9 protein-coding genes are annotated in these 11,154 nt (G+C 68.7%); 5 read left to right on the top strand and 4 right to left on the bottom strand.

Annotation, left to right across the window (positions count from 1 at the left end):
• From mutS to PHQ87_RS10230, 4 genes are all read left to right on the top strand, one after another.
• Positions 1-2,631 (top strand): DNA mismatch repair protein MutS (gene mutS / locus PHQ87_RS10245; RefSeq protein ID WP_300233591.1); only part of this gene is annotated, 2,631 nt, incomplete at its 5' end.
• Positions 2,628-3,455: a proteasome-type protease gene (locus tag PHQ87_RS10240; protein ID WP_300233588.1), complete on the top strand. Its 828-nt coding sequence runs from the start codon at positions 2,628-2,630 to the stop codon at positions 3,453-3,455. The genes mutS and PHQ87_RS10240, both read left to right, overlap by 4 nt.
• Positions 3,456-4,307 carry an alpha/beta hydrolase gene (locus PHQ87_RS10235; RefSeq protein ID WP_300233585.1) on the top strand — a complete coding sequence of 284 codons (852 nt, stop codon included), beginning with the start codon at positions 3,456-3,458 and terminating at the stop codon, positions 4,305-4,307.
• 89 nt (positions 4,308-4,396) lie between these two features.
• Positions 4,397-6,343, top strand: a complete 1,947-nt coding sequence (locus PHQ87_RS10230; protein WP_300233582.1) for a PAS domain S-box protein — start codon at positions 4,397-4,399, stop codon at positions 6,341-6,343.
• Positions 6,344-6,375: 32 nt separating this feature from the next.
• On the opposite strand, the gene PHQ87_RS10225 is transcribed toward PHQ87_RS10230, so the two are convergent.
• The 3 genes from PHQ87_RS10225 to PHQ87_RS10215 form a co-directional block, all read right to left on the bottom strand.
• Positions 6,376-6,942 (bottom strand): hypothetical protein, encoded by a 567-nt coding sequence (locus tag PHQ87_RS10225; RefSeq protein ID WP_300233581.1) that lies wholly within the window; start codon positions 6,940-6,942, stop codon positions 6,376-6,378.
• 23 nt (positions 6,943-6,965) lie between these two features.
• Positions 6,966-7,403 carry a hypothetical protein gene (locus tag PHQ87_RS10220; protein ID WP_300233579.1) on the bottom strand — a complete coding sequence of 146 codons (438 nt, stop codon included), beginning with the start codon at positions 7,401-7,403 and terminating at the stop codon, positions 6,966-6,968.
• A 162-nt stretch (positions 7,404-7,565) separates the two neighbouring features.
• Positions 7,566-7,994, bottom strand: coding sequence for a hypothetical protein (locus tag PHQ87_RS10215; protein ID WP_300233577.1), 429 nt, complete (start codon positions 7,992-7,994; stop codon positions 7,566-7,568).
• A gap of 120 nt (positions 7,995-8,114) precedes the next feature.
• Here PHQ87_RS10215 and PHQ87_RS10210 point away from each other — a divergent pair, with 120 nt between their 5' ends.
• A complete protein-coding gene (locus PHQ87_RS10210) occupies positions 8,115-9,974 on the top strand; it encodes a glutamine--tRNA ligase/YqeY domain fusion protein (RefSeq protein WP_300233575.1) in 1,860 nt (619 codons plus the stop codon).
• A 618-nt stretch (positions 9,975-10,592) separates the two neighbouring features.
• Here PHQ87_RS10210 and PHQ87_RS10205 read toward each other — a convergent pair.
• Positions 10,593-11,154 (bottom strand): cation:proton antiporter (locus PHQ87_RS10205; RefSeq protein WP_300233573.1); only part of this gene is annotated, 562 nt, incomplete at its 5' end.

Here is an 11,154-nt window from a genome sequence, read left to right as displayed (position 1 = left end):
CACACGCCCATGATGCAGCAGTATCTGGCCCTGAAGGCGGGCCATCCGAACACGCTGCTGTTCTACCGCATGGGCGATTTCTACGAGCTGTTCTACGGCGACGCCGAGAAGGCGGCCCGGCTGCTGGACATCACCCTGACCCAGCGCGGCCAGTCGGCCGGCCAGCCGGTCATCATGGCGGGCGTGCCCTTTCATTCGGTCGAGAGTTACCTGGCGCGCCTGATCAAGCTGGGCGAATCGGTGGCCATCTGCGAACAGGTCGGCGATCCGGCGCAGAGCAAGGGACCGGTCGAGCGCAAGGTGGTGCGCGTGGTCACGCCCGGCACGCTGACCGACACCGAGCTGCTGTCCGACAAGAGCGAGGCGGTGCTGCTGGCGGTGCATCCCGGCGCCCGCACCGGCCTGGGCCTGGCCTGGATGTCGCTCACCCAGGGCATCATCCACCTGGCGCAGTGCGACAGCGACGAGCTGCCCGACTGGATCGCGCGCATCGCGCCGGGCGAGGTGCTCTACAGCGGCGAGGTCACGCCCACGTTTGAAAAGCGCCTGCAGGCCCTGACCGCACAGCCCCTGCCGAGCGGGCAGCGCCTGGTGGCCGTGGTGCGGCCGGCCTGGGCCTTCGATGCCGGCCTGGGCGAGCGCAAGCTGCTGGAGCAGTTGCAGGCCGCCAGCCTGGCCGCCTGGGACGCGCAGGAGCTGCGCGACGCCCACGCCGCCGCCGCCGCGCTGCTGGCCTACGCCGAACACACGCAGGGTCAGGCGCTCACGCACGTGCGCAGCCTGCGCGTGGCGCGCAGCGGCGAGCTGATCGACCTGCCCGTCACCACGCGGCGCAACCTCGAACTCACCCACACCCTGCGCGGCGACACGGCGCCCACGCTGTTCTCGCTGCTGGACGTGTGCCACACGGGCATGGGCAGCCGCACCCTGCGCACCTGGCTGCTGGAGCCCCGGCGCGAACGCACGCAGGCACGCGAGCGCCTGGCCGCCATCGGTCACCTGCGCGGCGGCAGCCCCGTGGGCCACTGGCAGACCCTGCGCGGCATCCTCAAGGGCGCCAGCGACGTCGAGCGCGTCACGGCGCGCACCGCGCTGCGCCAGGTGCGCCCGCGCGAACTCGTCGGCCTGACGCAGACCCTGGCGCGTGCGGCGCAACTGTCCGACACCCTGCACCTCGGCCTGGACGATGGTGCCGACGCGCCCGGGCTGCTGGCGCGCATCACCGCCGACCTGCGCCCGCCGGCCGGCTGCGCCGAGCGGCTGGCCAGCGCCATCCAGCCCGAGCCGGCCGCCCTGGTGCGCGACGGCGGCGTGATCGCCGACGGCTTCGACGCCGAGCTGGACGAGCTGCGCGGCATCCAGAACAACTGCGACAGCTTCCTCATCGACCTGGAATCCCGCGAGCGCGCCCGCACGGGCATCGCCAACCTGCGCGTGCAGTACAACAAGGTGCACGGCTTCTACATCGAGGTCACGCAGGGCCAGGTCGACAAGGTGCCCGACGACTACCGGCGCCGCCAGACCCTGAAGAACGCCGAACGCTTCATCACGCCCGAGCTCAAGGCCTTCGAGGACAAGGCACTGAGCGCACAGGAGCGTGCGCTGGCGCGCGAGAAATGGCTGTACGAGCGCCTGCTCGACGAACTGCAGGCCTTCATCGACCCGCTCACCCGGCTGGCGCGCGCCATGGCCGCACTGGATGCGCTGTGCGCGCTGGCCGAGCGATCGCTCACGCTGGGCTGGTGCGAGCCCCAGTTCGCCCCGGAGCCGTGCATCGAGATCCGCGGCGGCCGCCACCCGGTGGTCGAGGCGCGCCTGCAGGAGACCACCGGTGGCAGCTTCATCGCCAACGACACCGTGCTCGGCCCCAAGGTCCGCATGCAGATCATCACCGGCCCGAACATGGGCGGCAAGAGCACCTACATGCGCCAGGTGGCGGTAATCGTGCTGCTGGCCGGCATGGGCAGCTACGTGCCGGCGCAAAGCTGCCGCCTCGGCCCCATCGACGCCATCCACACCCGCATCGGCGCCGCCGACGACCTGGCCAACGCGCAATCGACCTTCATGGTCGAGATGACCGAGGCCGCCCAGATCCTGCACGCGGCCACGCCGCAGAGCCTGGTGCTCATGGACGAGATCGGCCGCGGCACCTCCACCTTCGACGGCCTGGCGCTGGCCAGCGGCATCGCCGCGCACCTGCACGACAAGGCCCGCTGCTTCACGCTGTTCGCCACCCACTACTTCGAACTGACCGAATTCCCGGCCAGCCACCACCAGGCCGTCAACGTGCACGTGAGCGCGGTCGAGGGCGGCGGCAAGGGCAACATCGTGTTCCTGCACCAGATCGAGCCCGGGCCGGCCAGCCGCAGCTACGGCATCCAGGTGGCGCGCCTGGCCGGCGTGCCGGCACCCGTGGTGCAGCACGCCCGCCACGCACTGGCCGCGCTCGAGGCCAACAGCGAACGTCACCGCGAGCAGGTGGACCTGTTCGCGCCACCGCCAGCCGCCCCGGAGGCCGAGATCCCGCCGGTGCTGGCCGCGCTCGCCGCCATCGACCCCGACGCGCTCTCGCCGCGCGAAGCGCTCGAGCAGCTCTACACCCTCAAGAAACTCGCCCAGCAGCCATCATGACCTACTGCGTCGCCGTCAAACTCAACGCCGGCCTGGTGTTCCTGTCGGACTCGCGCACCAACGCGGGCCTGGACCAGATCAGCACCTTCCGCAAGATGATCGTCTATGAAAAACCCGGCGATCGCTTCATGTGCCTGCTCTCGGCCGGCAACCTGTCGATCACGCAGTCGGTGCGCGAGATCCTGCAGATCGAGCGCCTGAACGACCACGATGGCGACGAACCGCTGACCATCTGGAACGCCAAGAGCATGTTCGAGGCGGCGCGCGTGCTCGGCTCGGCCGTGCGCCACGTGTACGCGCGCGACGGCGAGTCGCTCAAGCGCTCGGGCGTGGACTTCAACATCTCCATGATCTTCGGCGGCCAGATCAGGGGCGAGGGCATGCGCCTGTTCCAGGTGTATTCGGCCGGCAACTTCATCGAGGCAACGCCCGAAACGCCCTTCTTCCAGATCGGCGAGTCCAAGTACGGCAAGCCCGTGCTCGACCGCGTGATCAAGCCCGACACGCCGCTGGAGGAGGCCACCAAGTGCGTGCTGGTGTCCATGGACTCCACCCTCAAGTCCAACCTGTCGGTCGGCCTGCCGCTGGACCTGGCGGTGTACGAGGCCGACGCGCTGGCCACCGACAGGATCACCTGCATCGACGAGCACAACCCCTACTTCGAGCTGGTGCGCACGAGCTGGGGCCAGAAACTGCGCGAGGCCTTCGACAGCATCGAGCAGCCGGCCTGGCACGGCAACGACGCCGGCACGCCGCTGATGTGCGGCAGCCCGCGCAGCCAGCCGCTCAAGAAAATCAGCCACCCCGGGGAAAGGCTGATCTGAATGTCGCTGATCATCTTCTCGCACGCCAACAGCTTCCCCGCCGGCACCTATGCCGTGCTGTTCCGCAGCCTGCGGGCGCGCGGTTTCACCGTGCGCGCGGTGGAAAAGTTTGGCCACGAGCCGGCCTACCCGGTCACCAGCAACTGGCCGCACCTGGTGCAGCAACTGGCCGACTTCGCGGGGCCGGAGATCGAGCGCCACGGCCAGCCGGCCTGGCTCGTCGGCCATTCGCTCGGTGGTTTTCTCAGCCTCATGTGCGCCGCGCGCCACCCCACGCTCGGCGGCCACGGCATCAAGGGCGTGCTGCTGCTCGACTCCCCCCTGCTGGGCGGCTGGCGCGCCCGCACCGTGGCGCTGGCCAAGCGCACGCAGCTCGTGGGCTCCATCTCGCCGGGCAAGATCAGCCGCAAGCGCCGCCATACCTGGCCCAGCGCCCAGGCGGCGCTGGAGCACTTCCAGCACAAGAAGGCCTTCGCCCGCTGGGAACCCCAGGTGCTGCGCGACTACATCGAGCACGGCACGGTCGATGTGCAGACCCCCAGCGGCACCCAGCGCATGCTGGTGTTCGACCGCGACGTGGAGACCGCCATCTACAACACCCTGCCCCACAACCTCGACCGCCTGCTGCGCCGCCACCCGCTGCGCTGCCCGGTGGCCTTCATCGGCGGCACGCAATCGCAGGAGATGAAGCAGGTCGGCATGCGCATGACGCTCAAGGTGCTGGGCAGGAACCCGGGCGAGCGCCTGCAGATGATCGAGGGCAGCCACCTGTTCCCGATGGAGCATCCGCAGGACACCGCCGCGCTCATCGAGAAGGCCCTGCGCAGCATGGATCCCCGGTCGCCAGCGTGAAATTCGCCCGCTCCGGGCATGTTTGATCCCCCCTTGGCCGCCCAGTTGACGGTATAACGACCAGCAGCAACATCCCCAGGACCCCAGGCATGCGCGCCCCCACCCCATCGTCGACCGGGCCCGGCCGGGCACAGCGCCGGCAGCGCATCCTGGACTGGGAGCCCTCCCGGCATCCGCTCTGGCTGCGCCTGCTGGTCGCGGCCGTGCTCACCGTCCTGGCCGTCTGGTTCCGCGGCCTGATCGCACCGGCCACCTCGGGTGGCCGTTTTGTCACCCTCACCCTGGCGGTCACGATCTCGTCGCTCTATGGCGGCCTGCCGACCGGTGCGCTCAGCGCCGTGCTCGGCATCCTGCTGGTCAACTTCCCGCTCACGCAGGGGAGCTTTCACCTCGCCATCCCGAATCCGGTCGAAGCGTTCTGGCTCAGCGGCGTGCACCTGATCACCCAGTTCGGCGTCATCGTCTCCATCGTCTGGATGCAGCAGAAGAACCAGCGGCTGCGTGAGGCCGGTGAGGCGGCCCGGCACGCCCACCTGCAGTACACGGCCACCTTCGAGCAGGCCGCCGCCGGCATCACGCACGTGGGCATGGATGGCCGCCTGATCCGGGTGAACCAGCGCTTCTGCGACATGGTGGGCTACACGCGCGAAGAATTGCTGCACCTGCGCTTCCAGGACATCACCCACCCGGACGACATCGCCGACGATGAGGCGCAGATGGCGCAGGCAATCACCGGCCAGCTCTCCGACTACACGCTGGAAAAGCGCTACATACACCGCAATGGCCACATCGTCTGGGTCAAGCTCACGGTGGCCCTGGTACGCGACGGGGACAAGGCGCCTGACTACCTGATCTCCATCGTGCAGGACATCACCAGTGTCAAGGCCACCAACGAGGCCCTGCGCACCAGCGAGCGGCTCATCCGCCAGGCCACCCAACTGGCCGGCCTGGCCTCCTGGGTGGTCGAGGTGCCCTCCATGCGCTTTCGCGCGCTGTTCGATTCGCACCGGATGCTGGGCCTGCCCAAGGCCGAGTTCACGCAGGCGGAGGTCATCGCCCTGTGCCACCCCGACGACCGGGCGCACATGGCACAGAAATGGGTGCAGGGCATCAAGGGCGAGGCACCCTACATCCTCGAACACCGCATGCTCGTCAACGGCCAGGAGCGCTGGATCCTGGCACAGGCCGAGTTCGAGCGCGATGAGACCGGCCAGGCCACCCGTGCCCTGGGCGTCACCTACGACATCACGACCCGCAAACGCTCCGAGCTGGAAATCCAGCAGCTCAACACCAGCCTGGAGGCGCGCATCCGCGAGCGCACCCAGCAGTTGCAAAGTGCCTACAGCGAGCTCGAAAGCTACTCGTACGCCGTGGCGCACGATCTGCGGTCACCGCTGCGCATCATCAACGGCTTCGCCCAGGCCCTGAAGGAAGACCGCCCCGACCTGGACGAGACGCAGGTGCTCTACCTGTCCCGCATCATGGGCGCGAGCCGGCAGATGGGCCTGCTCATCGACGGCCTGCTCAAGCTGTCCCAGTACGCCCGGGGCGAGCTGCAGCGCGAGCCCATCAGCATCAGCGACATCGCCCGCCAGCAACTGGAAGACCTGCAGGCGAGCGAGCCGCAACGCCAGGTCCGGTGGACCGTCGAACCGGGGCTGACGGCCTTTGCCGATCCGTCGCTGGTCAATGCCCTGCTGCAGAACCTGCTCGACAACGCCTGGAAGTACACCGCGGCGCGCACCGATGCCACCATCCGCGTGTCCGGCCGGCGGGTCGGTGCAACGCAGTTCTACTGCATCGATGACAACGGCGCGGGCTTTGACATGGGCCATGCCGGCAAGCTGTTCCAGCCCTTCCAGCGCATGCACCAGTCCGGCGATTTCCAGGGGCTGGGCATCGGCCTGGCCACGGCCAGGCGCATCGTCGAGCGACATGGCGGCCGGATCACCGCCGAGGCGTCGCCCGGCGAGGGTGCCACCTTCTCCTTCAGCCTGGCCCCGGCCGAGGGCGACGCGGCATCGCCATCAGACTGACCGCCGCGCCACGCCGGGGCGGCCGTACCGCGTCATGGGCGCACCGGTGTCAGGGTCACGCGCAGGCCGCCCGGCACGATCTCCGGCTCGCCGGGCTCGTACACCCAGCCCTGGCCGGCCTGCAGTTCTTCCGGCTTGAAGTGGTGGATCACCGCGTCGCGCACCAGGGCTTCGGTCACCGCACTGCCCAGCCGGCTCATGCGATCGGCCCGCTCGGGCGCGCCCGGCACGTCGAAGCGCTCCACCCGGACGTCCTTCAGGCGCACCGAGCGGTCGGACGGTTCGTAGCGCAGACCGTAGCTCAGCACCATCTCGCCCTCGACCCGACGGGTGCCCGCCCCCAGCATGCCCAGTGCATACCGCAACTCGGTCTGGATGCGGTTGTCCTGCGGCAGCAGGCGCAGGCGCGGCTGCGTCAGCGACACGTCCAGCAAGGCCATGACGCGGTGGTCGAGCGGAAAGCGCGTGGCCAGCATGCGGGCCAGGCGCGCCTCCGGGATGTCCACCGTGCGCGGCCCCGGCGGCAGCGCCGCACATCCGGCCAGCAGCAGCCCACCGGCGGCCGCCAGCCGCCACCATTGCCGTCGAGTTCCGTTCAATCCGCGTGTCCCTTCCAATCCATTCAACGGTGGGGATGCCGGCCTCCACGATGGCCATCGCCACGCGACGGGCGATCATCGCGGTGCCAGCGGTCCGGGGCATTCTTCCAGTGGCCACGGTGGGCGTGCCAATGGCCCGGCGGCGGCCCGTACACCACCGGCGGCCGGGCATACACCACCGGCGGGTAGGCACGCACCGAGCGCGAAGGCGGGTACACCACCACGGGCGGCGGCGGTGCATAGACCACCGGCGGCGCCACCACCACGGGGGCCGGGTAGTAGTGCACCGGGGGCAGGTTGGACACACCCACCGACACACCGGGCGAGTTCACGCCCACGGAAAAATACACGTCGCGCGCATGCGCCACGCCGCCCAGTGTCGACGCCATCCAGGCGCCGGCCACCAGTGCCACGCCACGCGCGCCCGCCGACCAGGCACGGAAAAGGTTTGACTTGTTCATCTTGGTTGACTCCGTGATCAGGGAATGTTCCCAGTGGTCATTAGATGCACGAAGCGTCCGGCGCATTCCCTATGCCGCGTCAAAGTCGTAGCCAAGCGTAACGGCAGGCCCGCGCCAGCGGCATGCCGTGACCGCCCGCACGGAGCCGCCTTCGCACGCCCGTCAGGCCAGGGCCAGGTACATCAGGCCGCAACCCAGCACCAGACCCGCCACCAGCCCACCCACCAGCCAGCCGATCACTTCCGCCCTGGCGCGCGGGCGCGGCGCCTGCTCGCCCGGCTGCGCCAGCGGCGCGGTGCCATCCTGGCCGTTCACGCGGGAAGCGGCCGCCGGCCCGCCCGGCAGGGGAGCGCCCACCGGGGCGGACGACACCACCAGATTCGACACCCGCGTCGGTGCACCCGGCATCGCCCAGGTGGCCCACAGGGAATGGGCCTCGGCCGGCACCACGGCGCCGTTGGCCACCGCCTCCTCGATGTCGATCCAGGCCAGTTGCACCCGCACGCTGGGCAGGAACACATCCTCCACCTGGGTGGACTCCCAGTGGGATGAGTCTTGAATCATGATGGTGTCGGGGTTGTCCTGGCTCATGGCGACGGCATCGGCAGCGCGACGGAATAGAGAGATACATAACGATACCGGAAAACCGCCAACCGGTGCCGCGATTTCATCATCCCCTGCCGGGCCCGGCGCGCGGCCTAGAATGCTCGGATGAGCGCCAATACCCCTTCTTCACTGAACAAGAACAACGCCAGCGCCCCGGCCGCGGAGGGCGAGCACAAGGTCAGCAACTTCCTGCGCCAGGTGATCGAGAAAGACCTGGAGCAAGGCACCTACGCCAGCCGCCGCTGGGGTGGCAGCCCGGGCGACGCCGCCCACCACGAGGCCGGCATCCCCGACCCGGCCAGGATCCGCACGCGCTTCCCCCCCGAGCCCAACGGCTACCTGCACGTGGGCCACGCCAAGAGCATCTGCCTGAACTTCGGCCTCGCGCGCGACTACGGCGGCGTGTGCCACATGCGCTTTGACGACACCAACCCCGAGAAAGAGGAAAAGGAATACGTCGAATCCATCCTCGACGCCGTGCAGTGGCTCGGCTTCCACTGGGACAGCCACTTCAACGGCCAGGACGAAAGCCACCTGTACTACGCGTCGGACTACTTCGACTTCATGTACCGCGCGGCCGAGTACCTCATCACCGCCGGCCACGCCTACGTGGACGAGCAGACGCCCGAGGAAATGCGCATCAACCGCGGCGACTTCGGCAAGCCCGGCGTGGACAGCCCCTTCCGCAGCCGCACGCCCGAAGAGAACCTGGCGCGCTTCCGCGAGATGCGCGACGGCAAGCTGGCCGACGGCGCCGCCGTGCTGCGCGCCAGGATCGACATGGCCTCGCCCAACATCAACCTGCGCGACCCGGCCATCTACCGCATCCGCCGCGCCACGCACCACAACACGGGCGACAAGTGGTGCATCTACCCGATGTACACCTTCGCGCACCCCATCGAGGACGCGCTGGAGCAGATCACCCACTCCATCTGCACGCTGGAATTCGAAGACCAGCGCCCCTTCTACGACTGGCTGCTGGAGCGCCTGTGCGAAGGCGGCCTGCTCAAGGCCCCGCCGCCGCGGCAGTACGAATTCGCGCGCCTGAACCTGACCTATGTGATCACCAGCAAGCGCAAGCTGGCGCAACTGGTGAACGAAGGCAAGGTCAGCGGCTGGGACGACCCGCGCATGCCCACCATCGTCGGCCTGCGCCGCCGCGGCTACACGCCCGAGGCGATCCAGCTCTTTGCCGAGCGCATCGGCGTGACCAAGAGCGATTCCTGGATCGACTACAGCACGCTCGAAGGCTGCCTGCGCGAAGACCTGGAACACAAGGCCCACCGCGGCATGGCCGTGCTCGACCCGGTCAAGTTGGTACTCACCAACTGGGCCGAGGTCTTCGGCGCTGACGACTACCTGGAAGACTGCACCCTGCCCGCCCTGCCCCACTCGGCCATTGCCGAAGGCCAGACGCCCCCGCCCGACCGCGTGTTCAAGATCGGCAAGGAGGTGTGGGTCGAGCGCGAGGACTTCGAGGAAGTGCCGCCCAAGGGCTACAAGCGCCTGTTCCCCGGCAACATCGTGCGCCTCAAGGGTGGCTACGTCATCGAATGCACCGGCGTGGGCGCCAAAGACGCCGACGGCCAGGTGACCGAAGTGCACGCCAAGGTCATCCCCGATACCAAGAGCGGCACCCCCGGCGCCGACAGCGTCAAGGCCAAGGCCGCCATCACCTGGGTGGGTGCCGCCGACGGCGTGAGCGCCGAAGTGCGCCTGTACGACCGCCTCTTCACCGACCCGCAACCCGACGCGGGCGGCAAGAACTTCCTGGACGCCCTCAACCCGAACAGCCTCAAGGTGGTGACGGCAGTCGTGGAGCCCTCACTGGCCGCCGCCCAGCCTGACCAGAAATTTCAATTTGAGCGCCACGGCTATTTTGTGGCCGACCGCAAGGACCACGGCGTGGACGGCAAGGTGGTGTTCAACCGGGTGACGGGGTTGAAGGACAGTTGGGGGAAATAAGCCCCCTGCGCCTCAGCCAACAAGCCCCTGCGCGACCGTGGTTGCGCAGGGGCTTTTGGTGGGAGACGCTTATCGACCCGCTGCAGCCTGTCGCACACATTCCGGAAAGTGGTCACTCAACGCTGTAGCGCCAAGGCGTCCAGCGGACTGGCCGTGCCGCCCGCCGCGACCTTGAGCCCATTACAGGATGGCGCTGAGCGCCTGGTTGTGGGTGGAGGGCAAAACCTGCCGCGTTGGCCTGCATGTTGAGGAACGCCTCCACCTCGGCTGCGCCCATCTCGCGGGTGGTGCATCACCCCGCCCCGGCCGTGCCAGTGAAAAGCCCCCCAATATAGGTAGGCCTTTTCTGTCTGAAGGCGATCGTGAAGGTACCGAATGCGCTCCCGAAGCTGGTCCAAGAGCCGGGTGGATGTGAAAGTGGGCGTGCCGGTTTTCTTGGCTGCTTTATAGGTAGATCCTGTCCTGGGTCATGGGCGGTGACCTCCTTCGGAACCGGGTGGGTGGTGGGCAGACAGACGATCGGGCCAGTGTACGCCCCGGCCCGAGCCGCCACATCCACCGCCTGCCTGCAGCATCAGGTGGCAGGCGGCGGATGGGTGGGTGAATGAATGAGGGGCCTTACGCCTTGCCCGGCGCGCTGCCGTTGTAGCGCCGCACCAGCGCGCCCAGCGTGGTGGCCTGCACCAGCAGGCTGAAGACGACCACCACGTAGGTCACGCCGATGACCATGTCGCGGCCTTCGAAGGCGGGCAGCGACAGCGCCAGCGCGATGGAGATGCCGCCGCGCAGGCCGCCCCAGGTCATGATCTTGATGGCGTGCGGCGAGGATTCGCGGAACTTGCCCAGCGCCGACAGCGGGATGCCCACGCTGGCGAAGCGCGCCAGCAGCACCACCGGCACGGCGGCGATGCCGAGCCAGATGTCGCGCACGTGGAAGGCCAGCGCAATCACCTCCAGGCCGATGAGGCCGAACAGCACCAGGTTGAGCAGTTCGTCCAGCAGGTGCCAGAAGTTGTACAGGTGCTCGCGCGTCTTCTCGCTCATGTGGCGCGTCGCGCCGTGGTTGCCCAGCACCAGCCCCATGACGACCACCGCCAGCGGCGCCGACACGTGCACCAGCTCGGCCAGGCTGTAGCCGGCCGTGGCCATGGCCAGGGTGATGAGGATCTCGATGGCATAG

The organism is Hydrogenophaga sp., from assembly GCF_028698005.1.
Taxonomy (GTDB): domain Bacteria; phylum Pseudomonadota; class Gammaproteobacteria; order Burkholderiales; family Burkholderiaceae_C; genus Hydrogenophaga.
The sequence above is the reverse complement of the archived record's forward strand: the minus strand, read 5'-3'. Positions and strand labels throughout refer to the sequence as shown.

What these genes read in the sequence shown, in the direction of transcription:
- PHQ87_RS10240 (WP_300233588.1), top strand. Translation starts at nt 2,628, where the DNA reads ATGACCTACTGCGTCGCCGTCAAACTCAACGCCGGCCTGGTGTTCCTG.
- PHQ87_RS10235 (WP_300233585.1), top strand. Translation starts at nt 3,456, where the DNA reads ATGTCGCTGATCATCTTCTCGCACGCCAACAGCTTCCCCGCCGGCACC.
- PHQ87_RS10230 (WP_300233582.1), top strand. Translation starts at nt 4,397, where the DNA reads ATGCGCGCCCCCACCCCATCGTCGACCGGGCCCGGCCGGGCACAGCGC.
- PHQ87_RS10220 (WP_300233579.1), bottom strand. Translation starts at nt 7,403, where the DNA reads ATGAACAAGTCAAACCTTTTCCGTGCCTGGTCGGCGGGCGCGCGTGGC.
- PHQ87_RS10215 (WP_300233577.1), bottom strand. Translation starts at nt 7,994, where the DNA reads ATGAGCCAGGACAACCCCGACACCATCATGATTCAAGACTCATCCCAC.
- PHQ87_RS10210 (WP_300233575.1), top strand. Translation starts at nt 8,115, where the DNA reads ATGAGCGCCAATACCCCTTCTTCACTGAACAAGAACAACGCCAGCGCC.